We start from the raw sequence: 1,205 nt of genomic DNA on the forward strand, positions 1-1,205 counted from the left end.
CCTTCCAGAATTGCTGATTCTCATTTCCATCTGTTCACTGGACACGACTCTCTCAGTGACCACGATGTCCATCAAGCTCAATCCGAGCCTTTTGAAGTTGACGTGCAGAACGCACTGCAACCACTAGATCTGCTCCCTGTCCCGTTGCTGGCCGTTATTGGCCTCACTCTGCTGACTTGGGGTCTGCGTGCCTCGCTCATGCGTTGCACTGCTGCAAGGCCCACACCGCCCCCCGAGCCGGCGTACAGGCTTTCACGCTGGCAAGGTCGCGTCATACGACCATCCCCGGCCCAAGCTCCGCCTCAGTTTTCCTGACCCCCCAAGCCTTTCACAGGCTTGCCAGCATCCATGCATACGCATGGATGCATGTCTTTTCTTTTTCCGGAGTCAGGAATGTTCTTCCACCAATGGCTGTTGGCCGGCGCACTTGCGCTGCCAGTCGCAGGCATGGCCGCCGAGGCCGTGTCTCTATCCCCTGAGCAGGCGCGTACCTTGGGCGTGCGCTTTCAGTCCATCCAGAGTTCTGACGAGCTCAATATTTCGGCTCATGCGCGTGTGGTTCTGAGACCCGATGCTCAGGTCGTTGTGGCTGCGCCTTATGCGGGGGCGCTGCCACGTGTGCTGGTCGCTGTAGGCCAGTCCGTGCGAGCGGGCCAGCCTGTGGTGACTTTCACCAGCCCTCAGCTCTATGAAGCGCGTCGCGCAGTGGCGGAAGCCGAGTCACAGTCGCGGCTGGCACAGCAATCCCTGACGCGAGACCGATTGCTCCATGAAGACGGCATCATCGCAGCCAGTCGATGGCAGTCAACACAGGCACGCGCCACAGAGGCTGCGGCCATGGCCCAAGCCCGACGCGCCGAGCTGGCTTCCAGTGGTGTGAGGCTGGCTGGGAATGAGGCGCAGTTGCTGGCAACGCGTGCAGGCATTGTGACTGAAGTAATGGTCCAACCTGGCGCGCGTGTTGATGCATCGGCACCCTTGGTGAGAGTGGCTGATCCCAAGGCGTTGGAACTTGATTTGCTACTGGGTCGAGAGGTCCCACTGCCCGCCGTAGGTGACAGTGTGCAGGTCATCACTCGCGGCGCCGCAGGTCGTGTCGAGGGTATTGCACCAGTTGGCGACGGTAGCGCGGGGATGCGTGTGCGTGTTGCGCTGGCCAAGAGCGGGGATCTGCGCTTGGGAGAAAGTGTTACAGCCATATTGAC

The 1,205-nt window shown here is 60.7% G+C and carries 1 protein-coding gene; it reads left to right on the top strand.

Annotated features, from left to right (window positions below; genetic code table 11):
* Nucleotides 1-393: 393 nt before the first annotated feature.
* Nucleotides 394-1,205: efflux RND transporter periplasmic adaptor subunit (locus ACWGXF_RS24250; RefSeq protein WP_452102591.1), on the top strand; the 812-nt coding region annotated here is incomplete at its 3' end.

The organism is Comamonas sp. HJ-2, from assembly GCF_053615495.1.